Source organism: Luteipulveratus mongoliensis (assembly GCF_001190945.1).
In the GTDB taxonomy this organism is placed as follows: domain Bacteria; phylum Actinomycetota; class Actinomycetes; order Actinomycetales; family Dermatophilaceae; genus Luteipulveratus; species Luteipulveratus mongoliensis.
On sequence record NZ_CP011112.1, the window covers coordinates 4,184,779 to 4,210,351 of the forward strand.

20 protein-coding genes are annotated in these 25,573 nt (G+C 68.8%); 13 read left to right on the forward strand and 7 right to left on the reverse strand.

Features of this window, described 5'->3' with window-relative positions; translation table 11 throughout:
- Positions 1 to 70: 70 nt before the first annotated feature.
- Positions 71 to 1,402 carry a 4-aminobutyrate--2-oxoglutarate transaminase gene (gene gabT, locus VV02_RS19810; protein WP_052594343.1) on the forward strand — a complete coding sequence of 444 codons (1,332 nt, stop codon included), beginning with the start codon at positions 71 to 73 and terminating at the stop codon, positions 1,400 to 1,402.
- 243 nt (positions 1,403 to 1,645) lie between these two features.
- Here gabT and VV02_RS19815 read toward each other — a convergent pair whose 3' ends face one another.
- The 5 genes from VV02_RS19815 to VV02_RS19835 all read right to left on the reverse strand — a co-directional run bounded on the left by VV02_RS19815 (position 1,646) and on the right by VV02_RS19835 (position 7,749).
- Positions 1,646 to 2,899 (reverse strand): MFS transporter, encoded by a 1,254-nt coding sequence (locus tag VV02_RS19815; protein ID WP_052594345.1) that lies wholly within the window; start codon positions 2,897 to 2,899, stop codon positions 1,646 to 1,648.
- Positions 2,896 to 3,531: a winged helix-turn-helix domain-containing protein gene (locus tag VV02_RS19820; protein ID WP_218917447.1), complete on the reverse strand. Its 636-nt coding sequence runs from the start codon at positions 3,529 to 3,531 to the stop codon at positions 2,896 to 2,898. The genes VV02_RS19815 and VV02_RS19820 overlap by 4 nt, the downstream gene beginning before the upstream one ends.
- Before the next feature lie 80 nt (positions 3,532 to 3,611).
- Entirely contained in the window at positions 3,612 to 4,970 is a 1,359-nt protein-coding gene (locus VV02_RS19825) for a M16 family metallopeptidase (RefSeq protein WP_052594349.1), read from the reverse strand.
- The gene (locus tag VV02_RS19830) at positions 4,967 to 6,241 is read right to left on the reverse strand and encodes a M16 family metallopeptidase (RefSeq protein ID WP_052594351.1); all 1,275 of its coding nucleotides are present in this window, start codon (positions 6,239 to 6,241) and stop codon (positions 4,967 to 4,969) included. Before VV02_RS19830 ends, VV02_RS19825 begins: the two co-directional genes overlap by 4 nt.
- An 89-nt stretch (positions 6,242 to 6,330) precedes the next feature.
- Positions 6,331 to 7,749, reverse strand: a complete 1,419-nt coding sequence (locus VV02_RS19835; protein WP_052594353.1) for an NAD(P)/FAD-dependent oxidoreductase — start codon at positions 7,747 to 7,749, stop codon at positions 6,331 to 6,333.
- A 110-nt stretch (positions 7,750 to 7,859) separates the two neighbouring features.
- Between VV02_RS19835 and VV02_RS19840 the strand changes: the two genes are divergently transcribed.
- From VV02_RS19840 to VV02_RS19850, 3 genes are all read left to right on the forward strand, one after another.
- Complete coding sequence (locus tag VV02_RS19840) at positions 7,860 to 9,404, forward strand: FHA domain-containing protein (RefSeq protein WP_052594354.1); 1,545 nt, start codon at positions 7,860 to 7,862, stop codon at positions 9,402 to 9,404.
- Between the two features lie 147 nt (positions 9,405 to 9,551).
- On the forward strand, positions 9,552 to 12,572 hold the full coding sequence (locus VV02_RS19845) for an FHA domain-containing protein (RefSeq protein ID WP_157063478.1): 3,021 nt from the start codon (positions 9,552 to 9,554) through the stop codon (positions 12,570 to 12,572).
- Between the two features lie 80 nt (positions 12,573 to 12,652).
- A complete protein-coding gene (locus VV02_RS19850) occupies positions 12,653 to 14,368 on the forward strand; it encodes an aldehyde dehydrogenase family protein (RefSeq protein ID WP_052594356.1) in 1,716 nt (571 codons plus the stop codon).
- On the opposite strand, the gene VV02_RS19855 is transcribed toward VV02_RS19850, so the two are convergent.
- Positions 14,365 to 15,567 carry a PucR family transcriptional regulator gene (locus VV02_RS19855; protein WP_052594358.1) on the reverse strand — a complete coding sequence of 401 codons (1,203 nt, stop codon included), beginning with the start codon at positions 15,565 to 15,567 and terminating at the stop codon, positions 14,365 to 14,367. The genes VV02_RS19850 and VV02_RS19855 overlap by 4 nt on opposite strands.
- Positions 15,568 to 15,701: 134 nt before the next feature.
- On the opposite strand from VV02_RS19855, the gene VV02_RS19860 reads away from it, so the two are divergent.
- The 6 genes from VV02_RS19860 to VV02_RS26520 all read left to right on the forward strand — a co-directional run bounded on the left by VV02_RS19860 (position 15,702) and on the right by VV02_RS26520 (position 21,676).
- Positions 15,702 to 17,204: a long-chain-fatty-acid--CoA ligase gene (locus VV02_RS19860; RefSeq protein WP_052594360.1), complete on the forward strand. Its 1,503-nt coding sequence runs from the start codon at positions 15,702 to 15,704 to the stop codon at positions 17,202 to 17,204.
- Positions 17,201 to 18,895: a PHA/PHB synthase family protein gene (locus VV02_RS19865; protein ID WP_052594362.1), complete on the forward strand. Its 1,695-nt coding sequence runs from the start codon at positions 17,201 to 17,203 to the stop codon at positions 18,893 to 18,895. Before VV02_RS19860 ends, VV02_RS19865 begins: the two co-directional genes overlap by 4 nt.
- A 4-nt stretch (positions 18,896 to 18,899) precedes the next feature.
- Complete coding sequence (locus VV02_RS19870; RefSeq protein WP_342667844.1) at positions 18,900 to 20,090, forward strand: acyl-CoA dehydrogenase family protein; 1,191 nt, start codon at positions 18,900 to 18,902, stop codon at positions 20,088 to 20,090.
- Positions 20,091 to 20,100: 10 nt separating this feature from the next.
- On the forward strand, positions 20,101 to 20,904 hold the full coding sequence (phaZ, locus tag VV02_RS19875) for a poly(3-hydroxyalkanoate) depolymerase (protein ID WP_245633140.1): 804 nt from the start codon (positions 20,101 to 20,103) through the stop codon (positions 20,902 to 20,904).
- Between the two features lie 97 nt (positions 20,905 to 21,001).
- The gene (locus VV02_RS19880) at positions 21,002 to 21,448 is read left to right on the forward strand and encodes an iron chaperone (RefSeq protein WP_052594367.1); all 447 of its coding nucleotides are present in this window, start codon (positions 21,002 to 21,004) and stop codon (positions 21,446 to 21,448) included.
- Between the two features lie 51 nt (positions 21,449 to 21,499).
- A complete protein-coding gene (locus VV02_RS26520; RefSeq protein ID WP_157063479.1) occupies positions 21,500 to 21,676 on the forward strand; it encodes a hypothetical protein in 177 nt (58 codons plus the stop codon).
- Positions 21,677 to 22,383: 707 nt separating this feature from the next.
- Here VV02_RS26520 and VV02_RS19890 read toward each other — a convergent pair.
- Positions 22,384 to 22,986, reverse strand: a complete 603-nt coding sequence (locus VV02_RS19890) for a hypothetical protein (protein ID WP_157063480.1) — start codon at positions 22,984 to 22,986, stop codon at positions 22,384 to 22,386.
- Positions 22,987 to 23,295: 309 nt separating this feature from the next.
- Between VV02_RS19890 and VV02_RS19895 the strand changes: the two genes are divergently transcribed.
- The 3 genes from VV02_RS19895 to VV02_RS19905 are packed head-to-tail and all read left to right on the forward strand — an operon-like array spanning position 23,296 to position 25,431.
- Positions 23,296 to 24,018, forward strand: coding sequence for an ABC transporter ATP-binding protein (locus VV02_RS19895; protein WP_245633141.1), 723 nt, complete (start codon positions 23,296 to 23,298; stop codon positions 24,016 to 24,018).
- 58 nt (positions 24,019 to 24,076) lie between these two features.
- A complete protein-coding gene (locus VV02_RS19900) occupies positions 24,077 to 24,811 on the forward strand; it encodes an ABC transporter permease (protein ID WP_052594374.1) in 735 nt (244 codons plus the stop codon).
- A complete protein-coding gene (locus tag VV02_RS19905) occupies positions 24,808 to 25,431 on the forward strand; it encodes a TetR/AcrR family transcriptional regulator (RefSeq protein ID WP_052594375.1) in 624 nt (207 codons plus the stop codon). Before VV02_RS19900 ends, VV02_RS19905 begins: the two co-directional genes overlap by 4 nt.
- Positions 25,432 to 25,573: the final 142 nt, after the last annotated feature.

Below are 25,573 nucleotides of genomic sequence, written 5' to 3' on the forward strand. Positions count from 1 at the left end.
CTGCGCCGGGCACGGTGGCAGGATGACGGCGGTCGGCCACTGTCGTCCGACGTACCCGAAGGAGCCCTCCATGACTGCCGCCGTGACCACTCAGGTCCCCCAGCGCCGCGAGATCAAGACCGCCCTGCCCGGGCCGCGCTCGCAGGAGCTGGCTGCCCGTCGTACCGCCGCCGTCGCCCAAGGCGTCGGATCGGTCATGCCGGTGTACGCCGCCCGCGCCGGCAGCGGAGTCATCGAGGACGTGGACGGCAACCTGCTGATCGACCTGGGCTCTGGCATTGCCGTGACCACCGTTGGTTCGTCGGCGCCGCGGGTGGTCGAGGCCGTGCAGCGCCAGGTCGCCGACCTCACGCACACCTGCTTCATGATCAGCCCCTACGAGGGCTACATCGAGGTGTGCGAGCGGCTGGCCGAGCTGACTCCCGGAGACCACGCCAAGAAGTCCGCCCTGTTCAACTCGGGCGCCGAGGCGGTCGAGAACGCCGTCAAGATCGCGCGCTACGCGACGGGCCGGCAGGCGATCGTCGCCGTCGATCACGCGTACCACGGGCGTACCAACCTGACGATGGCGCTGACCGCGAAGGCGATGCCCTACAAGAAGGGCTTCGGTCCGTTCGCCTCCGACATCTATCGGGTGCCGACGTCGTACCCGTTCCGCGACCCCGAGGGCATGACCGGTGAGCAGGCAGCCGCGCGCGCGATCCTCGCCGCCGAGAAGGCTGTGGGCGCGTCCGACATCGCCGCGCTGGTGATCGAGCCCATCCAGGGCGAGGGCGGATTCATCGTCCCAGCGCCGGGTTTCCTTGCGGCGCTTGCGGATTGGTGCACGAAGAACGGGATCGTCTTCATTGCCGATGAGGTGCAGAGCGGGTTTGCGCGGACAGGCGCATGGTTCGCGAGCGACCACGAAGGCGTTGTGCCCGATCTCGTGACGACGGCCAAGGGCATCGCGGGCGGCCTGCCGCTCGCCGCCGTGACCGGGCGCGCGGAGCTGATGGACTCGGTGCACGGCGGAGGGCTCGGCGGCACCTACGGCGGCAACCCGGTCGCGTGCGCGGCGGCCCTCGGCGCTATCGAGACGATGAAGTCCGACGGCCTGGTCGAGCGCGCGAAGGCGATCGAGACACTGGCCGTCGGGCGGCTGCGCGAGCTGCAGGCACGCGTACCGGCCATCGGTGACATCCGCGGTCGGGGCGGCATGCTCGCCGTCGAGATCGTGAAGCCCGGCACGCTCGAGCCGGACGCCGAGCTGACAGCAGCGGTCGCCAAGAAGTGCCACGAGCAGGGTGTCGTGATCCTGACGTGCGGCACGTACGGCAACGTGATCCGTCTGCTGCCGCCGCTGGTGATCAGCGATGAGCTCCTCACCGAGGGTCTGGACGTGCTGGCAGCGGCCTTCTGAGTCTCGACTACCCCGCCGTACCTGACACTGCCCCCGGTGGAATGACTCGTCATTTCACCGGGGCAGTGCACGTTTCGGCGGGGTAGTCGCGTCCGGGCCGGCGGTGGTCCGCCTTCCGGTACCGGAAATGGGCTCCCCACCTGGCCCGAGTCCACCTAGCGTGATCAGTGCTCCAGGGTCGGACAGACCGGGTGGGTGAGCATCTGGCAGGGGGATGCCTGGCCACCCGGTCCGTCGCCGGCATCAGGCCGTGAGGTCCAGATCCTCCGCCCGAGGCACCGGACGCTTGCTGAACTCCCGGAAGCTGCGCCGTGTCAGCGGGAGGAGCGTCGTGGCGAAGTAAGCCAGACCGAACACCAGCAACGTCGGCCCGACTCCGATCAGCGTCACCAGGGCTCCGCCTACAAGACTGCCGAATGGGATCAGCACCCAGCACAGTGCGGTGTTGAGCGACGCAACACGGCCGACCAGCGCCTTGGGGATGCGCTCGAAGATCACGGCACCCAGGATCGGGTTGATGAACCCGGAGGCAAAGCCACCGATCGCGAGCACAGCGAAGATCCCTGCGAGCGGCGAGTCGAGGACGAAGACGAGGAAGCGAGGCAGCCCTGTGAGCAGGAAGGCACCGGCGTAGATCGGGAGTCGCGGCAGCCGCTCCCCAATGGCCGCGGCGATCGCAGCGCCACCGATCGAGCACGCGGAGAAGACGGCGAAGATCGCGCCGAGCAGCTCGGCACCGTGGCCCTGATCGCGAATCCACACTGGTAGCAACACCGTTGACCAGGCTTGGTCGAGGAGGTTGGTGGTCGCGACCATCACCACGATGCCGACGAGGACCGCGTCCTTGCGCAGGAAGGTCCATCCCTCCTGAAGATCTTGCCTGTACGTCGTCGCATCCGTCTCCTCCACCGGTGGCACGGGTCGCATGGCCGGGATCCCCCACCGCACGACGAGTGCGGCGATCGCGAAGGTCACCGCATTGACCGCTAGCGCCGGCGCCGGATCGATCGCCGCGACCAGGCCACCGGCTGCGGCGGCGCCCACCGTGGAGCCCAGCCTCTCGATGGCTCCGGCGACACCTGTCACGCGCTCCAACGGCATGCCTGCCTGTTCCGCCACGTGCGGCACCATCGACTGCTTGGCGCCGTCCGACGGTCCACGCAGGACACCCATGACAAACACGATCGGAAGCAGCACCGCGGTCGAGAGCGCGCCCAAGGCGTACAGCACGGGCACGAGACTGACGACGGCAACCGAAGCTGAATCACACGTGATGGCAATACGTTTGGCGCCCAGACGGTCGATGAGCGGGCCACCGAGAGCCTTCGCGATGACGTACGGAAGCATCTCGGTGAAGGCCACGACGCCGGTCAGGGTGGCGCTGCCTGTCATCGTCAGCACCAGCCACGGGATCGCGATCGTTGACAGCCGCGTGCCGGTGATCGAGAAGGTCTCGGCGACCGCGAGCGCGACGAAGGGGCGGCGTGACCGGTTCATGACTCCGACTCCTCGTTGCGGTGCACGATGCGACCGGGGTAAGGGAACGAGTGGAGGAGCACCGTGTAGAGCTCGGTGTCGTCAGGGATCGCCTCTCCGAGCGGCGGCGACGCCTCCATGACTTCTCGCAGCACCTCGTGCAGCCGGCGGTTCAGTGCCATCGCCTGCTCGGCAGTCAGCGGGATCGTGTAGTCGCTGTGATCTGCGGTCCGGCGCCACTCCGGCGGCAGCTCGGCGTACTCCTGGACGGATTGCTGCGCCAGGCTCGTCTGCCAGGAGAGCGCTGCCTGGGTGAACGCCAGGCTCGCCTGCTCAACGTCCGGGTCCGCGTCCGGCGCAGCCGGGTCATGGGCGAACGACGTCGACTCGTGCTTGGCGCGCCACCACCGATCGCGCTTGCTCCCCTTGGAGTCGTCCTCCTCGATGAAGCCGTGCTGGGCGAGCTGACGCAGGTGATAGCTGGTCGCACCGGAGTTGAGGTCGAGACGCTGCGCCAGCTGGGTCGCCGTCGCCGGACCATCGATGCGCAGCATGCCGAGCATCCGCAGCCGCACGGGGTGGGTGAGGGCTTTGAGCGCGGTCGCGTCGGGGACGATCTGGCTGACTTCGCGGGGTCCGTCAGGAGTGGTCATACCCATGAAGGTACAACTGCAAAGACATCTTTGCAAACACTTCTTTGCGATCCTCGGTCGCCGATCAAGCGGCCCGATCGTCAGGTGACGATGGTGACCTCTCCTCGGCCGAGGGCGCGTACGGCATCCGCGTGAGCCTCGGCGTCGCCCACCAGGACGGTGGTCCAGCTCCCGACGACCGACTTCCATGCCTCCTGCAGCCGCTCGGGCGTCAGTGCCCGGACGTCCTCCAGATAGCTGCTGACGAAGTCGGTGTCGAGCCCGTCGAGCCGCAGCCGCGCCGCCTCATCCGCCACCGCGTCCGCCGTCGCGAATCGACCCGGTGCCGTCTTGCCGATGTAGTCGATCGCCGACTGGGTCTCCTCGGCGGTGAAGCCTTCGGTCGCGCCCTCGAGCACGTCGAGCAGCAGGCCGTACGACTCCGCGGTCACATCTCCACGCACCGAGCCGGCCGCGATGAACAGGCCGTCATGCCGGCGGGGACGGAACGATGTCCGCATGCCGTAGGTGTAGCCCTTGTCCTCGCGCAGCACGGCGTCGATCCGCGCGCTCGGCGAGCCGCCGAGCAAGAAGCTGAGTGCGGGGTACGCCGCCCAACCTCCCTCAGCGCGCCGGTTGGGTCCCGCGGTGCCGACGTAGACCTCGGTTTGCACCGAGCCCGGACGGTCCACGAAGACGATCCGCTGCGATCCTGCGTCACGCTGATCGCGCGGCTCAGCGGAATCCGTTGCAGCAGAAGCAGATTCGGGCGACCAGGCACCCAGGGTGCGCTCGAGGTCAGCGATCGCGGACTGCTCGTCCACGTCACCCGCGACGATCACCGTGCCGCCGGCGGGTCGGACGTGAGCTGCGTGGTACGTCGCACAGTCGGCGCTCGTGATCGGCTCCACCGTCTCCCGACCACCACTCGTCGGGCGTGACCCGCGCGACGCCGAGGTGTAGAACGTCTGCACCCACTCGATGGCCGCGCGCGATGCCGCACCCGCTCGCTCGTGGTCGATCTCGGACAGTCGCTGCCGCACGTGCCGCCCGACCTCTGCCTGGTCGAAGACCGGCTCGCGCAAACACTCCGCCGCGAGGTCGAGCGCCTGGCCGAGGCGACTTGTAGTGGCGTCGAGATCGACCGTGAGCCCCTGCTCCGAGACACCAGCGCCGAGACCAATTCCGTTGCGCTCGAACAGCTCTGCGAGTTCTTCGCCCGTGTGTGACGCGGTGCCCTCGTCCATCGTGCGGGACACGATCGAGGCCACGCCTTCGCGATCGCGCGGCTCTGCGGACAGCACTGAGGGCAGGACGACACGGGTCGAGGTGACGTACTGGCCCGGCAGCCGGTAGATCAGGGCCGTCATCCCGTTGGCCAGCACGTGCCGCGCCGGAGCCGGGAACGCCCAGGGCTCAGGGGCTACGACCTCCGGGCGGGTGGTGGTCACGGCGCTCATGCGACGTCCTCCTTCAGGTAGGCGACGACGGCTCGTGACTGGGGCGCGAGCCAGGTCGCGACGACGTCGCGGATCTGCTCAGCGCTGACCGCAGCGACCCGGTCGAGGTAGGTGTTCACGAACTCTGGGTCGTCGTGCAGCAGGGTGTACTGGCTGATCGTGTCGGCACGCTCGTCGTGCGAGGCAAGGGCCGAGAGCCACCACCGCTCGCTGTCGTTGCGCAGCGTCTCCATCTCGATCTCGGTCGGTCCGTCCTTGCCGAGTCGCTCCAGCTCCTCGCAGACACGTGCCTCCACATCATCCAGGTCGGCGTCGTCCGCGGCGTCCACGACCAGCATCGCCAACGACACCCCGTCGACCAGACCCATCGCCGTACGGGACACCGACGTGGCGACCTGCTCACGCCGGACGATGCGGCGGTAGAGCCGCGAGGTCGCGAGGCCGGCGAGCAGGTCCATCGCCAGCTCGGCGGCGTCGAACTCCGGGCTGCCGGCCGGCGGGAGCCGGAAGGCGAGGTAGAGACGGTTGCTCGGTACGTCCTCGACCCGCTCCAGGCGTACGGGCTCGGTCAGCGGGGCGAGCGGTTCGACCGCCTCGCGAGGTGGCTGCGCGGAGGCCGGCAGCGGTCCGAAGTAGCGCTCGGCCGCGGCGAAGCCCTCCTCCGGCGTCAGGTCTCCGACCAGCGTCAGCACCGTGTTGTTGGGGCCGTAGTAGCGGCGGAAGAACTCGTGCACGTCGTCCACGGATGCGGCGTCGAGGTCTTCCATCGAGCCGATCGTGGAGTGGTGGTAGGGATGGCCCTTGGGGAAGATCGTGGCGTAGACGTCTTCCATGGCGTGGCCGTAGGGACGGTTGTCGTAACGCTGCCGCTTCTCCTCCTTGACCACGTCGCGCTGGTTGTCCAGGTTGGCCTGGTTGACCGCGTCCAGCAGGTAGCCGTGCCGGTCGGCCTCCATCCAGAGGGCGAGCTCGAACGCACCCTTGGGGACCGTCTCGAAGTAGTTGGTCCGGTCGAACCAGGTCGTCGCGTTGAGCCGGGCACCCTCGGCCATCAGGCGCGAGAAGTGCTCGCCCTCCGCGACGTTGCGCGAGCCCTGGAACATCAGGTGCTCGAAGAGGTGCGCAAAACCGGTCTTGCCCTCCGGCTCGTGCCGTGAGCCGACGTCGACCCAGAGGTTGACGGTCACGGTCGGCACGTTGTGGTCCGGCGAGATGACGACGCGCAGCCCGTTGGGCAAGGTGCGTTGGTGGATCGGGTAGTCCAGCGGCATGCCCGACACCCTAGGCCGGGCCGTACGCCTGCTCGGGCGCCGGGCCGTACCCCGCCTCACAACGGAACTGAGTTCCGTCGGACCTTCGGTCAGGCGGTGTGCTGCTCCTCGTCGGGCTGGGCGGCCTTCGGGCGGGAGCTGCCGTTGCCCATGTTGAGCGACGGCGTGAAGTCATCGCCCAGCCGCTCGATCGCCAGCCGCGCATAGATCTGCTGCTCGGTCGAGGTGCGCTCGCCGCGAGCGCGCCCGAGGAACGCAACGGCCCAGTGCAGCATCGTCGTGAAACGGCTCTTGAACCCGATGATGTAGACGAGGTGGACCGCCAGCCACATCAGCCAGGCGATGAAACCGGACAGCCGCAGCTTGCCGATGCTGGCGACCGCGCTGAACCGCGAGATCGTCGCCATGCTGCCCTTGTCGTGGTACTTGAACGGCGCCTCGGGCTGCTCGCCCTTGAGGTCGCGCTTGATCTGCCGCGCGGCGTAGCGACCACCCTGGATCGCCACCTGGGCGACGCCGGGGAGCTTGTCGAGCGAGATCATGTCGCCGACGACGAAGACCTCGGGGTGCCCGGGCAGGGTCAGGTCAGGCTGGACCTCGACGCGTCCGGACCGGTCGATACCGGCGCCCGACTGGTCGGCGAGCTGCTTGCCGAGCGCGCTGGCCTGTACGCCGGCTGCCCAGACCTTGCAGATCGAGTCGATACGACGGTGCTCGCCGTCCTTGTCCTCCACCTCAATGCCGGTCGCGTCCACGTCGACGACCTTGGCGTCCAGCTGGACCTCAACACCCATGCGCTCGAGCCGGGCCTGCGCCTTGGCGCCGAGGCGGTCGCCGAACGCGCCCAGCACCGCCGGTGCCGCATCCAGGAGCACAACGCGTGCATCGGTCGGGTCGATATTGCGGAAGTCGCGCTTCAACGTGCGGCGAGACAGCTCGGAGATCTGGCCGGCCATCTCGACACCGGTCGGGCCTGCCCCGACGACCACGAAGGTCATCAGCGCGGAGACCTCGTCGTGCCGACCTGCTGCGGCGGCGATCTCGGCCAGCTCGAACGACCCGAAGATGCGGCCGCGCAGCTCGAGCGCATCATCGATCGACTTCATACCCGGCGCGAACCGGGCGAACTGGTCGTTGCCGAAGTAGGACTGCCCGGCACCGGCCGCGACGATCAGGCTGTCGTAGTCGTACGTCTGGACGGTGTCGAGCGCCCTCGCCTCGACCTGCTTGGCCTCGAGGTCGATCTCGTCGACGTGACCGAAGATGACCTGCACGTTGCGCTGCCGGTGCAGCACCTCACGAGTCGACGGGGCGATGAGTCCCTCGGACAGGATGCCGGTCGCAACCTGGTAGAGCAGCGGCTGGAACAGGTGGTGCGTGGTCGATGAGATCAGGGTGATGTCGACGTCCGCACGCTTGAGGGCGCGGGCCGCGAAGAGTCCTCCGAAGCCCGATCCGATGATCACAATGCGGTGCCGACCGGTACGCACATGTCCCTGTTTGCTCATACCCACAGGGTAGTAAGGACGGTTACGGACGCCAGGACGTAGATCACACGGCGATACGCTGGCACGGAGAAGGACCATGCAGGACACCTGATTGAGGCTGGAGACCGCTCATGACGCACCCACAGGACCCCTACCGCGCGCAGGACGGCGCGGGCGACGCGGAGTACCCGTCGCAACCCGGAGGCGGAGCTCACGCGGCCGGCGGCTACCAGCCGCAGGGCTACGACCCGGCGCAGGGTCAGCAGCCCTACAACCCGGGCGGCTACTCCGACCAGGGTGGCCCTGCCCAGCAGAACGGCCAGCCGTTCGACCAGGCGCAGTTCCAGCCCTACGGCCAGGAGCCCGCGCCGAGCACCGGCCCCGATGGTGCCTCCTCCATCGTGTGGGCCGACCAGGGCAACCCTGGACCGTCGCCGGCCTGGTCAGGCCCGACGGCCCGAGGTGGCGCCAACGCCGGAGGCCAGCCCCAGGCGTACGACCCGGGCCAGCAGTCGTTCGGCGCCGGTTCGCAGCCGTCGTACGACGCGGGGGCACCGCAGTCGTACGACGCGCCTCGCCCCTACGAGACCGGCCAGCCTCAGGCGCAGGATCCCTCCCGGCCGCCGATGCAGGACGAGCCCGCGTCCGCTTCTTACCCGGCTCCGGACGCGGCACCCGCTGCGCCGAGCTGGCAAGGACCGTCGTTCGACGCCCCTGCACCCGGTGGTGACGCCGCCTGGCAGCCGCTGCAGCACGAGCAGGCCGCGCCGAGCGCAGCTCCCGCGGACCCGTGGGTCAGCCACGGTGCTGCACCGACCGCACATGACGTGCAGCACGACTGGGCCGCGCGCGAAGGTGCCTCGATCCCTGATATCCCGGACCGTCCGGCACCGGACCTCCCCGGCCAGCCCGGTCCCGATGTGCCCGAGCGGCCCTCGGAGCCCGATGCGCCGGACCAGCCGGGCACTCCTCCAGGCTTCCCCAATCCTGAGCCTTCAGCCTGGGGCGCCGAGCCCGGCCAAAGTGGGCTGCCCCAGAGCGGGCCGAGCTGGGGTGCCGAGCAGGCACCCAGTGCCTCGCCCTGGGCCAATGCGGCACCGGCCGCACCTGCCGCACCAGAGGCACCCGCATGGGGTGGCTCCGCCGGCTACCCGGCCGAGGCGCCGGTCGCACGCGAGCAGCAGCCGGCGTACGACCCGTCCCCGGCTCAGCAGCCACCGTCCTACCAACCGCCCGTGCCGCAGAGCCACCCCGCGGCCTACCAGCCGCCGGCACCTCACGAGCAGCCGGGCCAGCAGGGTCACCAGCCTCCGTCGTACGACGGACCGCCGTCCGCGGCCAACGCGCCCCTGGCGCCGGCCGAGGCCGCGGAGGCCCTGCCGACGCAACAGGCACCGGCCGTGCCCCCGCCCGCAGGCAACGAGCCCGCGGAGGAGGCGTTGACCATCGGTCGCGGCCGCGCCAACTCGATCGTGCTGGACGACATGCTGGTCTCGCGCCAGCACGTGCGGATCACGGTTGACGACGAGGGTCTGGCGATCGAGGACCTCGGCAGCCGGAACGGCACCTTCGTCAACGGACGTCGGATCGAGCGCACCCACCTGCGCGAGGGCGACCGGATCGGTATCGGCGCGTCCACGTTCGAGGTTCGTGACGGCTGGCTCGTGTCGATCTGACCGCGCAGACGCAGCCACCCTCCCCGTTCTGGGTAGGGTGGCTGCGCGCCTGCGGGGGAAATCACGGTCGATGAGCCGCGTCGTCGCACCGCCCGCTGAGGGGGTGTGCCCCTGCCGACCCTTGACGACAGTGATCACGGAGAGTTCATGACGACACCCACTGCCGGGCCCGTAGACCTCAGGCTGGTCTTCGACGGCACCGCGTTCACGGTCCGACCGGGCCAGGTCGCAGTGATCGGACGCGACCTCGCCTGTGAGGTCACCGTCGCCGACTCGCGCGCCTCACGGCGTCACGCCGAGGTGCGCTTCGACGGACGCACCTGGCTGCTGATCGACCTCGGTAGCTCCAACGGCACCTACCTCAGCGGCCAGCGCATCGCCCCGCAGACGCCGGTGCCGCTGCCGGGCGGGTCCGCGATCCGACTCGGTGCCGCGGACGGCCCGCAGATCCTGGTGCAGACACCCGGGGTCGGCGCCGCGCCGTCAAGTTCCGGGAGCAACCGCCTTCCCCAGTCCGGGGCCACCTCGGCGCCGTCCGGACCGAGCACCACCGAGGCACCGCTGTCCCGGGCCGCCTACCGCGCAGCCCAGCAGCCGCCGCAGCAGCAGCCCACGCAGCCTGCCGCTCGGCCGGCGCCCACCCAGCCCGCGCAGCCGCAGCAGCCGGCCGCGCACCAGGCGCCGCCGCAGCCCGCACAACAGCAGCCCGCGGCCCGCCCAGCGCCGTCCCAGCCAGCGGCCCACCAGGCGCCGCCGCAGCCCGCACAACAGCAGCCCGCGGCCCGCCCCGCACCGGCACAGCCCGCAGCCCGACCTGCGCCGACTCCGCAGCACGGGTCACCGCAGCAGCCGGCCGCGCACCAGACCCGGCCGACCCAGGGCGGGCAGCACACGCCCTCGCAGGGCACCCAGCCGTCGTACGCCGGGCAAGGCGGGCCCAGCGCGCCCGCTCAGCAGGCGCCCTCGCAGCCGGCACCCGCTCAGTCAGCACCCGCTCAGCCGGCACCCGCTCAGCAGGGCGGTCGAGCGACGTCGTCGCGGCTGAGTCAGCCGCTTCCGCAGCGCAAGGCCAGCAGCCTGCTGCCGCCCAACCCGTCCCACACCGGTGTCGTCTTCGACCGCTGGACGCTGCCGAGCGGCCCGATCGAGACGCGCTCCCCGGCAGCGGCCTCGGGACGCGCAACCGTGACCGGCGCCGTACCTCAGGTCCTCGCAGTCCCCCAGCAGCCGCAACGCGGCGGGCAGGGCCCGGGCCTGACCATCGGTCGTGGCCTGGAGAACCAGATCGTCGTGGACGACCTGCTGGCCTCGCGTCAGCACGTCCGGCTGATCCCCCGACCGGGTGGCGGCTTCGACGTGCACGACCTGCAGAGCCGCAACGGCACCTACGTCAACGGTCAGCGTGTGCAGCACGCGATGCTGGCCGAGGGCGGGCTGCTGGCAGTCGGCCACAGCCGGTTCACGGTGCGCCACGGCCAGCTCGTCGCCAGCGTCGACGAAGGTGACGTCAACTTCGTCGCCAACCACCTGACGTTCGCGCTTGAGTCCGGCAAGAAGCTCCTCGACGACATCTCCTTCGCACTCGAGGGCTCGAGCCTGCTCGCCGTCGTCGGTCCATCCGGCGCCGGCAAGTCGACGCTGCTCAAGGCGTTGACCGGCTCGCAGCAGGCGACCGAGGGCGAGGTCTACTACGACGGTCGAGACCTCTACCAGAACTACCAAGACCTGCGGCATCGCATCGGAGTCGTCCCTCAGGACGACGTCGTGCACCGTCAGCTGACCGTGACCCAGGCGCTGCGCTTCGCCGCCGAGCTGCGTTTCCCGGACGACCTCGACAAGCACCTGCGAGAGCAGCGCGTGGATGAGGTCATGGCCGAGCTCGATCTGACCAACCACAAAGACACCCGCGTGGACAAGCTGTCCGGTGGTCAGCGCAAGCGCACGTCGGTTGCCCTGGAGCTGCTGACGAGGCCGTCGCTGCTGTTCCTGGACGAGCCGACCTCGGGTCTGGACCCGGGTCTGGACAAGCAGGTCATGCATACGCTGCGTGGGCTGGCCGACGGCGGTCGCACGGTCGTGGTGATCACCCACTCCGTGGCCAACCTCAACGTCTGCGACAAGGTGCTGCTCCTGGCACCTGGTGGCAAGGTCGCCTACTTCGGTCCGCCTGACGAGATGCTGTCCTTCTTCGGCGCGAGCGACCACGCGGACATCTTCACCGGTGTCTCCCGCGACGCCGAGGGTGCCAAGATGCGCTTCCGTCACTCGCCGCTCATGCAGGAGCAGGTCGAGGCCCCACTGCGAGCGCCGCGGCCCTTCCACGCCACTCCGCCCGAGAAGCCACCTCGCCAGCAGTCGATCCCCTCACAGCTGTCCACGTTGGCGCGCCGACATCTGCGGGTGATCCTTGCCGACCGCGGATACGCGGTCTTCATGCTGCTGCTCCCGATGGTGCTGGCCGTGCTCACCATGGTCGTGCCGGGCGCAAGCGGACTCGGGTTGCCCATACCGCCTCAGCTGCGAACCACCGAGGCGATGCAGCTGCTGGTGGTGCTCATCGTCGGAGCAATCTTCATGGGCACCGCAGCGAGTGTGCGCGAGCTCGTTGGCGAACGCGCAATCTACTTGCGGGAGAAGGCTGTTGGGCTCTCCTCACAGGCCTATCTGTGGGGCAAGCTGACGATCTTCGGTCTGCTGACCTTGTTGCAGAGCGTGATCATGGTGATGCTCGTGCTGCTCCGTAAGCCGGGACCGGATGACGCCATCCTGCTGGGCTCGCCCACGGTGGAGCTCATCGTGACGTGCTGGTTCACGGCGTTCGCGGCGGTGTGCCTGGGCCTGCTGATGTCCTCGTTCGTGAAGACGTCCGAGCAGGTCATGCCGCTGCTGGTCGTCTCGATCATGGCTCAGCTGGTCCTGTGCGGCGGCCTCTTCCCCGTCAACGGCCGGCCCGGACTCGAGCAGCTGTCGTGGATCACACCGGCACGGTGGGGCTACGCCGGCACCGCGGCGACATCGGACCTGGGCAAGATCTGGCCCAAGGCGGACGACCCGCTCTGGCAGCACACGACGACCTATCTCGTGCTCGCGCTGGGCATGCTCGTCGTCATCAGCCTGCTCTTCTCAATGCTCACGTTGTGGCGTCTGACTCGTAAGGCGGATGCCTGACGGTGTCTCGTCTGAGACGCTGCCTCTGAGGAGCCAACCTCTCTGCGGCCTCACGGCCGCACCACGAACGGAGTCGCCGCATGACTACGACCCCTGTCCCGCTCGAGCTGACCAACGACCTTCGCGCCAGCCTCGATGCAGATATCGAAGAGCTCAGCGTCGGTGTCCAGGCCTGGGCTGATCTGCCGTTGGCCGACCGCGCGGCCCTGCTGCGGCGTACGCAGGACTCGGTGGGTACCCATGCCGAGCGCTGGGCCGAGGCCGCTGTCGCGGCCAAGCAGACGCCGGACAACCTGGCCGGCGAGGAATACCTCTCCGGTCCCTACGTCACGCTCGCCAACCTCGACAGCATCGCGCGCAACCTGGCGCTCCTGGCCGAGGGCAAGTCCCCCGCCGCAGGGCTGAAGACAGGCACCGCTCCGGGCGGGCGGACCACCGTACGAGTGCTGCCGGGCAACGCGAAGGAGTGGCTGCTCCTCAACGGGTTCACCGCCGACGTCTGGCTCGAGCCCGGTGTCAGCACCAAGGACCTGGTCGCCGACGCCGGGCTCGGCGCCCGCGAGACCGGTCGCAACAACGGTGTCGGCGTCGTGCTCGGGGCCGGCAACATCAGCAGCATCGGTCCCCTCGACGTGCTCTATGAGCTGGTGGCCCACAACCGCACCAGCATCCTCAAGCTCAACCCGACCTTCGCGAGCCTGCTGCCGATCCTCAACGACGCCTTCGCGCCGCTGGTCGACGCCGGCCTCATGCGGGTGGTCAACGGTGCAGCCGAGGTGGGCTCCTACCTCACCGGTCACCCCAAGATCAGCCACATCCACATCACCGGCAGCGGCATCACCCACGACGCCATCGTGTGGGGCACCGGCCCCGAGGCCGATGCCCGGCGTACGGCAGGCACTCCCCTGCTCGAGAAGGAGATCACCAGCGAGCTCGGTGGCGTCTCGCCGATCATCGTGGTGCCGGGCGACTGGTCCAAGAGCGACCTGGCGTTCCAGGCCGAGAACGTCGTGACTCAGCGGCTGCACAACTCCGGCCACAACTGCATCGCCGGCCAGGCCCTGATCCTCAGCGAGGACTGGGCGCAGCGCGACGCGTTCCTGGCCGAGATCCGTACGCTGATGGAGTCTCTCCCGGCCCGCGAGCCGTGGTACCCCGGCAGCGAGCGCAAGCTCACTGCGGCGCGGGAGTCGTACCCCACCGCAGAGGACCACAGCGGTCGCCTCCTCGTCGAGGTGTCTGACGAGACCTCGCAGGACTTGCTCACGACGGAGTACTTCGCGCCGGTGCTCGGTCACGTGTCGTTGCCGGGCAGCGGTGCCGAATTCCTCCGTGCCGCAGTCGAATTCGCTGACAAGCGTCTGGACGGAAGCCTCGGCGCGAGCCTGATCGTCAGCCCGGGCGACCGACGCAAGATGGGCGCGGACTTCGACAACGCGATCGCCGACCTGCACTACGGGACCATCGGCATCAACGCCTGGAGCGCGTTCGGATTCCTCAGCCACGGCGTCCCGTGGGGTGCCTACCCGGGCAACACGGTCGCCCACGTGGGCAGCGGCATCGGCGTGGTCCACAACAGCCACCTGCTCAGTGGCACCGAGCGCACGGTCATCAACGGACCGTTCCGTCCGTTCCCCCGGTCGTGGACGCGCGGCGAGCTCGCGATGACGCCGAAGCCGCCGTGGTTCGTGACCGCGAAGACCGGCTCTCAGACGGCCCAGCGGCTCACCCAGTTCGGCTCGAAGCCGGGGTGGCGCCGCGTGCCCGGGATCGTGCTCTCGGCCCTGCGCGGCTAAGGCCCGCTCGAGCCGAGGATGCGCGCGCACTCCAGCGCGACGTACAGCTCGGCCGCGTCGATCGGTCGGGCGAGATCTCGACCGGTCAACGTCTCAAGTCGTTGCAGTCGGTAGCGGACGGTGTTGCGGTGCAGGTGCAGCTGCGCTGCCGCATCGGACGTCGAGCCGTCGGCCGCGAGCCAGGTGCGGGCCGTCTCCAGCAGGACGGTCCGGTCGTCGTCGGAGAGCTCCATCACCGGGGCCAGTACGCCCTCGAGCAGTGACCGGGCCTGGTCCGGGCTGCTCGCGAGCAGCATCGCGAGCGGGCGCTCTCCGAACCGCAGTAGCTCGCGAGTCCCGGGGGTGGCAGCAGCACATGCGATGCGGGCCTGCCTGCGGGCGTCAGCGGCCCGGTCCAGCCGTCCGAACGGCGTACTGACACCGACCCGAGCCGTGGTGATGTCGGCGAGCGCGGTCACCAGTCGCTCGACCGCGAAACCGGGCCGCAGCACGACGACGCCTTCCTGGAAGTCCTGCTCGAGCCGCCAGGCTGACGCGACGTCGTGGCGGCGACGCAGCACCTGCTCCACGTCGCGCAGGCCCTCGGCACCAGGCGCCGGAGTCTCCGCCGCAATCACGACGTAGTCGTTGCTCCCGTCGAGGTCGAGCATGCCGGCGGTTTCCCAGAGCTGTTCTGCCGTGGTGTCGGTGAAGTCATGACCGTCGAGCAGTGAACCCACCAGCACCGAACGCATCTGCTCGTCCCGCCGCGCCCGGTCGGCGAGCGCGGCACGGTAAGCCTCCGTGACATGGCTCGCGAGATCGTCGCTGACGGCCCAGATGTCGGCTGCGGCGGGCAGCAGCAGCTCACGTTCGTCAGGCTCGGCGCGTTCGACGAGGAGCTCCCAGATGAAGCGGCCGCCCATCCGAAACGCCTGCAGGACTGCGGCGTACGACACTCCTTGCTCGGCGCGCGCGGTGCCCGTCGTCCGCGGGCTGTCGAGGTCTGCCCGGGTGTCGCCGGCGAGGATCCCCAGGACGTAACGCAGGTTGTCGGTGCAGGACGTCACGAGCTCGTCGAAGCTGACGATCGCACCCTCGGCGTAGAACGGGATCTCAGCGCAGATCCGCTCTGCCATCCGTATGCCGAGCGCGTCCGAGTCCGGCAGCAGCCTGCGGCTCAGAGCCTGCACTTCCGGAGCGACCTCGGGATCTCGCACAGACTCAAGGTAGCCCGGACGTTGTGCGCGTGCACAAGCACAGCAGCGGATGTTGTGGCACGGAGCCGATGTGCCGCGGCGGTCATGGCGCGCACTCTTAAGGGGTCCGAACGGCCCGACCAAGGGAAACCGCCATGAACCTCTCGCGACTCTTCATCGACACCGCTGAGCGCCGGCCCGAGCAGGTGGCACTCCGGCCGGACGAGACGACCTTCAGCTACGCAGACGTCGCCGAGGCGAGCGCCCGGGTCGCCGGGCTCCTCGTCGCGCAGGGCGTCCGGCCCGGCGACCGCGTCGCCCTCATGCTGCCGAACGTTCCGCCGTTCGCCGCGATCTACTACGGCGTGCTCCGGGCCGGCGGCGTCGTCGTACCGATGAACCCGTTGCTCAAGGGCCGCGAGATCGCCTACCACCTCTCCGACTCGGGAGCGCGCCTGCTGTTCGCCTGGGAGACGGCAGCGGAGGAGGCAACGGCCGGCGCCGCGGGCACCGAGGCCGGGGTCGTGACAGTCACCGCAGACGGATTCACCGCGCTCCTGGCCGCGCAAGCACCGGCGTACGACGTCGTCGACCGAGCCGATGACGACACGGCCGTCATCCTCTACACCTCCGGCACGACGGGACGACCCAAGGGCGCCGAGCTCACACACCTCAACCTGATCCGCAACGTCGAGGTCTCGCTGGCCGACCTGCTGCGGCTGACCGAGGATGACGTGATCTTCGGCGGCCTGCCGATGTTCCACGCGTTCGGTCAGACCTGCGCGCTGAACGTCGCGATGGCCACCGGCGCCAGCGTGCTGCTGCTCCCCCGCTTCGACGCCCGCGCGGCAGCTGATCTGCTGGCTCGGCACCACGCGACGGTCTTCGCCGGCGTCCCCACGATGTACGCCGCCCTGCTCGGTCTGGCCGAGACGCCCGAGCTGCCCGATCTGCGGGTGTGCGTCTCTGGTGGCGCCGCCCTCCCGGTGGAGGTGCTGCGCCGCTTCGAGGAGCGGTTCGGCTGCGCGGTCCTCGAGGGGTACGGCCTGTCCGAGACCTCTCCCGTCGCGTCGTTCAACCGGCCCGACCAGGAGCGCCGGCCCGGTTCGATCGGTACGCCCGTCACCGGTGTGCAGATGGCGATCGTCGACGGGGCCGGCACGCCGGTCACCACCGGCGAGGTGGGTGAGATCGTGATCCGCGGGCACAACATCATGAAGGGCTACTGGGACAAGCCGGACGCGACAGCCGACGTCCTGTCCGCGGACGGGTGGTTCCGGACCGGTGACATGGGCCGCATCGACGAGGACGGCTTCTTCTTTGTGGTCGACCGGAAGAAGGACCTGGTGATCCGCGGCGGCTTCAACGTCTATCCGCGCGAGATCGAGGAGGTGCTCTACGAGCACCCTGACGTCGCCGAGGCCGCCGTGATCGGGATCCCGCACTCCGATCTCGGCGAGGAGATCGGGGCAGCAGTCGCCCTCCGTCCCGGATCGACCGTCACCGAGGACGAGCTGCGCGCGCACGTGAAGGCGCAGGTCGCGCCGTACAAGTACCCCCGCGTCGTCTGGTTCGTCGACGCCCTGCCGAAAGGCCCCACCGGAAAGATCCTGAAGCGCGAGATCGTCGCGCCCACCACTGAGGAGAACGCGCGATGAGCACCCCGACCGAAGCCGCCGACCTCGCCGACCAGGCCGCACCACTGGACTCCCTGTTGGTGGACGCCGCACTCGGCCCGCTGCGCCGGTTCCTGCCCAACGGCTCGACGGTCCGGTGGGCGGCGGCGCTGGCCCGACAGCCGCGTACGACCGCCCGCTGCCTCAGTGGACTGGGTGCGGAGGCCGGTCGCATCGTCGCCGGCACCTCCGAGCTGGCGCCGGCCAGGCGCGACCGCCGGTTCGCCGACAACGCCTGGACCGACAACCCGTTGCTGCGGCGGCTGGTGCAGATCTACCTCGCCAGCGGTCGGACCGTCGACCAGCTGATCGCCGACGCCGACCTCGACCCGCGCGACCAGAGACGAGTCGCCTTCCTGCTCGAGAACGTGGTCGAAGCCATGGCGCCGAGCAACGTCCCGCTGGTCAACCCGGCCTCCGCGAAGGCCGCGATCGACACCGCCGGGCTGAGCCTGGCGTCGGGCGGCAAGCAGCTGGTCAAGGACCTCGCCTCGTCCCCGCGGATTCCCGAGATGGTCGACACGTCGGGCTTCGTGCTCGGCGAGAACGTCGCTGCGACAACGGGTTCCGTGGTTTTCCGCAGCGACGTGCTGGAGCTCATTCAGTACCAGCCGCAGACCGAGCAGGTCTACGAGGTGCCGGTGATGATCGTGCCGCCGACGATCAACAAGTTCTATGCGATCGACCTCGCCCCTGATCGCAGCCTGGTGGAGTTCACGGTGCAGCACGACCGCCAGACGTTCGTGATCTCGTGGCGCAATCCCGATGCGCGGCATGCCGATTGGGGCTTCGACACCTATGTTCGCGCCATCCTCGACGCGCTGGACGTTGTCGAGGAGATCACCGGCAGCGACCGGACCGTGCTCTCGGGCATCTGCTCGGGCGGGATCCTGGCCAGCATCGTCGCGGCCTACCTCGCCGGCATCGGCCGGCAGGACCGCCTCGCCGCGGTGTGCCTCGCCGTCACCGTGATCGACAACGCCGGTGCCGGCACCGTCTCGGCCCTGACCGACCCGAGGCTGGCCGCGATGGCCAAGGCCAGGTCGGCCAAGAAGGGTTACCTCGACGGACGAGCGCTGGCCGAGGTGTTCGCGTGGCTGCGGCCGAGCGATCTGATCTGGAACTACTGGGTCAACAACTACCTGCTCGGCAAACGACCGCCCGCCTTCGACATCCTGTTCTGGAACTCCGACACGACACGCATGACCGCGGCGCTGCACGGCGACTTCGTCGACCTGGCGATCGACAACCAGCTGACCCGCGCCGGCGCCCTGACCGTCCTCGGCGTCCCGATCGACCTCGGCGCGGTCACGGTGGACTCGTACGTCGTCGCCGGCATCGCCGACCACATCACTCCGTGGGAGAACTGCTACCGCACCACCCAGCTGTTCGGTGGCACCTCGCGGTTCGTGCTGTCCACCAGCGGGCACATCGCCGCGTTGGTGAACCCTCCGGGCAACCCGAAGGCGACCTTCCACACCAATGACGACCACGGCGCCGACGCCCAGACCTGGCTCAAGAACGCCGAGACCCACCAGGGCACCTGGTGGACCGACGCCAACGACTGGCTCAGCACGAGGAGCGGCCAGCTGAAGCCTGCTCCCTCCGACCTGGGGTCCACCCGCTTCCAGCCGCTCGCGGACGCGCCCGGCACGTACGTCTTCGACAAGTGAGGCGATGACCATGTACGACAACCTCGGCCGCTCCCGCGGCACCGACTTCTTCCGCATCGGCGACCAGCTGACGGACGAGGAGCGGGACTACTGGAACCGGGCCCGCCACTTCGTCGAGGACGAGGTGCTCCCCGTGATCAACGACCACTGGGAGCGCGCGGACTTCCCGCGCGATCTCGTACGCCGGCTCGGTGAGCTCGGACTGGTGGGCGACGGGATCGAGGGCTACGGCTGCCCGCCGATGAGCCCGATCGCCACCGGCCTGATCCACCTGGAGCTGCACCGCGGCGATGGCAGCCTCGGCACCTTCCTCGGCGTCCAGGCGGGCCTGGCGATGCAGTCGATCGCGATGCTCGGCTCGGAGGAGCAGAAGCAACGCTGGCTGCCACGCATGGCACGGGTGGAGGCGCTCGGAGCGTTCGCGCTGACCGAGCCGACCCACGGCTCCGACTCGGTTGCGCTGGAGACCACCGCGCGCCGAGAGGGGGACACCTGGGTCATCGATGGCACCAAGAAGTGGATCGGCAATGGCACGGTCGCCGATGTGGTTGTGGTCTGGGCGCGCGACGTCGGTGACGGCCAGGTCAAGGGTTTCCTCGTCTCGCGCGATGATCCTGGCTACGACGCCCGCCGCATCGACGGCAAGGGTTCGTTGCGGTCCGTCTGGCAGGCGGAGATCACCCTGACCGGCGTACGTGTGGCGGAGAGCGACCGGCTCCCTGGGGCTGAGAGCTTCAAGGACACGGCTCGCGTGCTGGCCGGGACCCGCAACGCCGTGGCGTGGGGCGCGCTCGGCCACGCGACGGCGGCGTACGACATCGCCGTGGGCTACTGCTCGGAGCGGACGCAGTTCGGCAAGCCGCTGGTGTCCTTCCAGATCGTGCAGGACAAGCTGGTCAAGATGCTCGCGGAGGTGTGCTCGATGCAGCTGTACTGCCTGCGCCTGGGCCGCCTCATCGAGGATGGCCAGCTGACCGACACGATCGCGGCGCTGGCCAAGATGAACAACACCCGCAAGGCTCGCGAGGTGATCGCCATCGCACGAGACCTGTTGGGTGGCAACGGAATTCTGCTGGACTTCCATGTGATGCGACACATGGCTGACATGGAGGCACTGCACACCTATGAAGGCACCGAAACCATCCAGACCCTCATCGTCGGCCGGGACATCACCGGTGTCGGCGCGTTCGTCTGAGGGCGGGGCTGTGACTACCGAGCTGCGCTCGATCACCGTCCTCGGCCATCGGATCCGCGTGTCCGTGCGCCGGGGCACCGAACCCGGCACTCCCCTGCTCCTGTGCAACGGCATCGGCGCGAGCCTCGACCTGCTGCAGCCGTTCGTCGATGCGCTCGACGAACGGATCGAGGTCGTCCGCTTCGACGTGCCCGGCGTGGGAGGTTCGCCCGACCCGAAGGTGCCCTACAACTTCGCGGCGCTCGCGGCGGTCGTCGGCCGGCTGATGACCGAGCTCGGCTACGAGCGGTACGACGTCCTCGGCATCTCGTGGGGCGGTGGACTCGCGCAGCAGATCGCCTTCCAGAGCCCGCGGCGCTGCCGACGGCTGGTCCTCGTGAGCACCGCGATGGGCTCGCTGATGGTGCCCGCCCATCCGCGCGTGCTGCGCAAGATGCTGACGCCGAAGCGCTATCGGGACCCGGGGTACGCCGAGTCGGTCGCGGCCGAGCTGTACGGCGGCCGGGTGCGCGACCAACCCACCGTTGCCCGTCGCCTGTTGCACAACCAGCTCCGCATGGGCTCCCGGCGCGGCTACTGGCTCCAGCTGCTCGCCGGCGCGGGCTGGTCCAGCCTGCCCGGCCTGCCGTTCATCCGTCAGCCCACGCTCATCCTGGCCGGCGACGACGACCCGATCATCCCGTTGGCCAACGCGCGCATCATGCGGCGCCTGATCCCCGGTGCCCAGCTGCACATCTATCCCGACGGTCACCTCGGCCTCGTCACCAGCGCCGACGAGCTCGCTCCGCGGATCGCCGAGTTCCTGCGCGCCTGAGGGGCATTCGATCGGTCAGGAATCGAGAAGTGCCGTACGACGCACCTCACTTACGCTCGGGCCAACGCCACAACGAGCCACCACGAGAGGGAAGACCATGGCCAAGGAGAAGTCGTACGAGGGGTTCACCGAGGACGAGCGTGCGGCCATGAAGGACCGCGCGACCGAGCTCAAGAAGTCCGCGCGCTCCGGCACCTCGGCCAAGAAGGCCGAGACCGAGAAGCAGGCCCTGCTCGACACCGTCGCCGCGATGCCCGACGATGACCGCGCCATCGCCGAGGCGTTGCACGCGATCGTCACGAAGAACGCGCCGGACCTTGCGCCGAAGACCTGGTACGGCATGCCCGCCTGGGCCAAGGACGGCCAGGTCGTCCTCTTCCTGAAGCCTGCCGGCAAGTTCAAGATGCGGTACGCCGAGGTCGGCTTCAGCGAGACCGCCCAGCTCGACGACGGCGACATCTGGCCGACGGTCTATGCCGTCACGACCATCAACCCCGCCATCGAGAAGCAGCTCACCGCCCTGGTCAAGCGAGCCGCCGGCTGAGCCCTCTTGGCAGGAATGCAGTGGGCCACAACCCACCCTGGCCTCAAGGCCGTGCGTCAGCCGTCCATCGGGGCCGGCTACGTTGCGTCGGCAAGTCCGGATCCGTGCGCCCTGAGGACTCGCAAGACGTCATCCCCGACGGGCATCACCGGCGCGTCCGGATCGAGCTGGCAGTCACTGGCCCCCGAGTCGGTCATCCATGCCAAGACCGAGCCGGACATGCACTGAGGCTCGAAGAGTTCAGGCGGGTCGCAGAACGGCAGCCCCTCTGCCCCGATCCAAGCGACCCGACAGCCAACTCCGATCAGAGTGCGCAGGGTCGCCCTGACGGCCAGTTCCATATCGGCGCGCGCGGGCCAGATCACTACAGGGATCTCCCACATCTGGACCTCCCACGCGTCCCCATGCAGTGTCAACTCCGTCGGCTCGGGCTGCGCGATCCAAGAGTCGGTCGGAAAGGTCGCGTCCGCCGGATCGCCAGATCCGCGCAGGCCGTATGCGATCAGACCTGGGACTTCGTCGCCCGCGAGGACGACCTTCAGAGTCTCTCGGGCTGGTGGTTGACTCACGAGACGCCTCACATCTTGAGTTGAATCGCCGAGGGCACGAACGACCACGCGACTTGGCAGCTGCGGGCGAGGAAACCAACGGTCGACCGAGGGTCTCCACCCAGGAGACTGCAGTCAAAGGTGGCAGTCCACCCGGGCTCCTTGTCGCGACCACAAGTTCACGTGGGATCACACGTGTAGTCAACGGTTCCAAGGTGGGCACCGCCCCACGAAGCGGCCCGGGCACTGGCACTGCTTCGGCCGAGCCGTAGATCTGTTGGCGCCACGCCGCCAGCGCGTTGGCAACGTCGTCCAGAGGTGCGCGCAGAAAGCCGATCGCGGAAGTGATGGGCGCGAACTGATCGCCCATCAGGGTCACTGAGTCGGTCATGGCACCTCGAACGGATCGATGATTTCCTCGGGATCGTTCGCGCCGATCCTGAATCTTCCACCACCCACGACGCGCCCCGCGTACCAGAGCTTGAATCTGGTCCCAGGGGTTGCGTACACGCGGCCCAGGTCATCCCAGAATTCGATGGTGACCTGAAGCGCGTCTGCTGCACGAAGAGAACTTCGGGCGGGCGCAGCAATCCGGCCCCCGATCTGTAGTTCGGCCGGCGAGCCCTTGCCGAGGGACTCGAATACCAAGATGAGTGAGGGTGTCGGCAACGGCATTGCTTCCCTGAGCCCGCCATCGCGCGTTGGGAGCAGTTCGATCTGTGCGGAAAACTGACGGTCGGTCACTCGATCTGCAACTAGCTCGCCGCTACCGTCGTCAAGACGGACGACGGTAGCTTCTGCAACGGCGCGAGGCCCCTCCATCAGGAGCAGCTCGGCACCCCGCGATAGGTAGGCACCTGCGAGATCCGCAGCCAAGAATCGGGCTCGAGCCAACGCCTGACCCGCGCGGCTCTCGACGAGATCCAGCACAACACTGAAGTGCTCGCCAGAAGCCGGCCATCCGGGAATGAGCTCCTCGTCACCACCCATGACAAACACGGCCGTTGGGGCGTACCGAGGGCCAAGCGGCGGACCCGATGAGCGGCCGCCTTCGCTCGGTACGCGCCACCGAATCTCCAGCATGCACTGCCAGTCGAGAACCTCCGTCACAGCGGGCCTCCGGTGAGGTCATGGAGCGGGTTCGCAGCAAGGACTACGACATGAGCGGCAGGGCTCAGACTGTCGAGCAGGTCTGGGCAACATCATGGATCCAGTTGCCCGGCACCGGCGACATCTTCCACAGACACGGTCCAGCACGCCTTGACACGCGGTGGTTTCGCGGCGCATATTCAACACATGATGAATTCAACACCAGTTGAAGCGATCGCGGCTGACCGGCTGTGCGTCTCGCGCGGCAAGAAGCAGATCCTGCGCGACCTCCGCTTCGAGATCCCGACCGGTTCGGTGGTCGGCCTCCTCGGACCGTCGGGCTGCGGGAAGACGACGCTGATGCGCACCATCGTCGGCGTACAGCGCATCGGCTCCGGCGATCTCACCGTCCTCGGAGACCGCCCGGGCTCATCCGCCCTGCGGTCGCGGATCGGCTACGTCACGCAGGCCGTGAGCGTCTACCGCGACCTCACCGTGCGGCAGAACGTCGCCTACTTCGCGGCTCTAGTCGGCGCTCACAACGGCGAGGAGGCCATCACCTCCGTCGGGCTGCAGCCGTACGCCGACCAGCGGGTCGACCAGCTGTCCGGCGGTCAAGCGGGGCGCGCCTCCCTGGCCTGCGCGCTCGTCGGCAACCCGGAGCTGCTCGTGCTCGACGAGCCGACGGTTGGCCTGGACCCACTGACTCGCGAGGACCTGTGGACCTATCTGCGCAGCCTCGCCGACCGCGGCGTGACGTTGCTGATCTCGAGCCACGTGATGGACGAAGCCGCTCGCTGCGACAGCGTGATGCTGATGCGCGAGGGCCGCCTGCTGCAGCACATCACGCCCGACGAGCTGCTCAAGCAGACCGGTCAAGACTCGATGGACGACGCCTTCCTGGCTCTGATCCGACAGGAGGAAGCAGCATGAGCACCCCACGAAGTTTCTCCCCCGCTTCGCTCCTCCGAATACTTCGCGGGGACCCCGCATGAACCCGCGCATCGCCTTCGCCACCGCCGGCCGCAACCTGCAACAGCTGCGCGCCGACCCACGCACCATCGGCCTGATCGTGGCCGTGCCGGTCCTGCTCCTCACCCTGCTCTACTTCGTGTACGACGGTCGCCCCACCTTCTCCGGCATCGCCATCTCGATGCTCGGCATCCTGCCGATGCTGGTGATGTTCCTGATCACCTCGGTCGCGATGCTGCGCGAGCGCACGAGCGGCACGCTCGAACGACTGCTGACCACTCCCCTGCACCGCGTCGATCTCCTCGCGGGCTACGGGTTCGCGTTCGCACTGGCGGCACTGGTCCAGGCAGCCGTCCTCGTGGCCGTCAGCGTGTGGTTCCTCGACGTCGAGACGGCTGGCTCGGTCCTCTGGGTGCTGGTGGTCGCGGTCTTCGCGGCTGCAGTCGGCGTCGCCACCGGCCTGCTCGCGAGCGCCTTCGCGCGCACAGAGTTCCAGGCCGTGCAGTTCATGCCGCTGTTCATTGGACCGCAGGTCTTCCTCTGCGGACTGCTCGCTCCACGCGACCAGATGCCCAAACTCCTGCAGTGGGCGTCAGACTGTCTCCCGATGACCTACGCCGTCGATGCCCTCAAAGCCGTTGCGCGGCAGTCCGATCCCGCAGGAGACGTGCTGCGTGACGTCGGGATCCTGGCCGCCTTCGCGGTGGGCGCTCTCGCGCTCGCGGCGCTCTCGATGCCCAGGCAGACCAAGTGACGGAAGCGGGAGGCCGGACCGGTCGGCGTACGGGCAAGTCCGACACCCGGGCCCAGATCCTCGACAGCGCGCGAAAACTGTTCAGCAGCAATGGTTTTGCGCAGACGTCGATGCGTTCGGTCGCGACCGACGCCGGTGTCGACGTCGCGTTGATCAGCCACTACTTCGGCAACAAGCGAGGGCTGTTCCTGGAGGTCGTCGAGCTGCCGGTCGACCCGGTGACGGTTCTAGCCCCGCTCGCCGAGGTGCCGATCGCCGAGCTCGGCGTGACGATGCTGCGCCAGATCTTGACCGTCTGGGACTCCCCCGCCGGACCCGCCGCGGTCGCTGCATTCCGTACGGCCATGGCCGGCGGGGAGGACACGATGCTGCGCGAGTTCATGCTGAACATCGTGCTCACTCCCTTGCGAGATCGGATCGAGGACCAGGTCGAGGACGTCGACACCCGCCTGTCGCTCGTGGCGTCGCAGATCGCCGGACTCCTCGTCGTCCGTAAGGTGATCGGCGTCGAGCCAATCGCTTCCATGCCGGTCGAGGACGTCGTACGCCAGGTGGGGCCCAACGTCCAGCGTTACCTGACCGGAGATCTGGGCTCGCCAGGCGGTTCGAGCCCTCTCTGACGTCTTCAGACCTCACCGGACACCTCGAGCTCTGGACGTAGCGGACGTCGGTAGGCGGTGTGCGAGCGATGCCGACAAATTTGGACAACGGACTGACGGGACGACGGTCGGTCAGGCTAGATTTCGCGCACGCGGTGATGCG

What these genes read in the sequence shown, in the direction of transcription:
- VV02_RS19845 (WP_157063478.1), top strand. Translation starts at nt 9,552, where the DNA reads ATGACGACACCCACTGCCGGGCCCGTAGACCTCAGGCTGGTCTTCGAC.
- VV02_RS19840 (WP_052594354.1), top strand. Translation starts at nt 7,860, where the DNA reads ATGACGCACCCACAGGACCCCTACCGCGCGCAGGACGGCGCGGGCGAC.
- VV02_RS19895 (WP_245633141.1), top strand. Translation starts at nt 23,296, where the DNA reads ATGAATTCAACACCAGTTGAAGCGATCGCGGCTGACCGGCTGTGCGTC.
- VV02_RS19850 (WP_052594356.1), top strand. Translation starts at nt 12,653, where the DNA reads ATGACTACGACCCCTGTCCCGCTCGAGCTGACCAACGACCTTCGCGCC.
- VV02_RS19865 (WP_052594362.1), top strand. Translation starts at nt 17,201, where the DNA reads ATGAGCACCCCGACCGAAGCCGCCGACCTCGCCGACCAGGCCGCACCA.
- VV02_RS19825 (WP_052594349.1), bottom strand. Translation starts at nt 4,970, where the DNA reads ATGAGCGCCGTGACCACCACCCGCCCGGAGGTCGTAGCCCCTGAGCCC.
- VV02_RS19820 (WP_218917447.1), bottom strand. Translation starts at nt 3,531, where the DNA reads ATGACCACTCCTGACGGACCCCGCGAAGTCAGCCAGATCGTCCCCGAC.
- VV02_RS19860 (WP_052594360.1), top strand. Translation starts at nt 15,702, where the DNA reads ATGAACCTCTCGCGACTCTTCATCGACACCGCTGAGCGCCGGCCCGAG.
- VV02_RS19830 (WP_052594351.1), bottom strand. Translation starts at nt 6,241, where the DNA reads ATGCCGCTGGACTACCCGATCCACCAACGCACCTTGCCCAACGGGCTG.
- gabT (WP_052594343.1), top strand. Translation starts at nt 71, where the DNA reads ATGACTGCCGCCGTGACCACTCAGGTCCCCCAGCGCCGCGAGATCAAG.
- VV02_RS19835 (WP_052594353.1), bottom strand. Translation starts at nt 7,749, where the DNA reads ATGAGCAAACAGGGACATGTGCGTACCGGTCGGCACCGCATTGTGATC.
- VV02_RS19900 (WP_052594374.1), top strand. Translation starts at nt 24,077, where the DNA reads ATGAACCCGCGCATCGCCTTCGCCACCGCCGGCCGCAACCTGCAACAG.
- VV02_RS19880 (WP_052594367.1), top strand. Translation starts at nt 21,002, where the DNA reads ATGGCCAAGGAGAAGTCGTACGAGGGGTTCACCGAGGACGAGCGTGCG.
- VV02_RS19815 (WP_052594345.1), bottom strand. Translation starts at nt 2,899, where the DNA reads ATGAACCGGTCACGCCGCCCCTTCGTCGCGCTCGCGGTCGCCGAGACC.
- VV02_RS19890 (WP_157063480.1), bottom strand. Translation starts at nt 22,986, where the DNA reads ATGGGTGGTGACGAGGAGCTCATTCCCGGATGGCCGGCTTCTGGCGAG.
- VV02_RS19870 (WP_342667844.1), top strand. Translation starts at nt 18,900, where the DNA reads ATGACCATGTACGACAACCTCGGCCGCTCCCGCGGCACCGACTTCTTC.